This is a genomic window from Campylobacter concisus (assembly GCF_002913545.1).
Lineage (GTDB): Bacteria > Campylobacterota > Campylobacteria > Campylobacterales > Campylobacteraceae > Campylobacter_A > Campylobacter_A concisus_AV.
On record NZ_PPBR01000006.1, the window covers coordinates 1 to 467 of the forward strand.

Here is a 467-nt window from a genome sequence, read left to right on the forward strand (position 1 = left end):
TCTAGCTTGCCCAGTCGCTTCTGGTAGCAGGTCGATCGAGCGCAGGATCGAGTTTTTGCCAAATTTCTCTTTTATCAAATTTAGCGACTTTAGCACCGCTTTTTCCTTGGCGTCATTTGCAAATAGGCTAAACTCAACCAAATTTTCTTTCACCACATCGTTTGCAGATATGCCTATTTGCCTGATTAGCCCGACATTTTTTATCTTGTTTAAAAGTAGCTCCTCAGCCACGCGCATCAGCACGCTTGAGATATTTGTTGGCGTTTTAAACCTCACGCTTGCACGTTGCTGCGGCTCAAGCTTATCGGCAAATCTCACATTCATCGTTAGCCCACTCGCCCTTCCCTCTTTGTCTATCCTCCTAAGCCCGAGCCTGTCAGCCACCTCTTTTAGCACGACCACCGCCTCGCAGCGCTCGTAGTCTCTAGGCAACATTTCTGAGCTAACGTAGGACTTCGTGCTTGGTT

Annotated in this window: 1 pseudogene; it reads right to left on the reverse strand. The window is 47.8% G+C overall.

Annotated features, from left to right (window positions below):
- Window positions 1-467 (reverse strand): annotated as a pseudogene (locus tag CYP05_RS00265) (DNA repair protein); the annotation flags it as partial.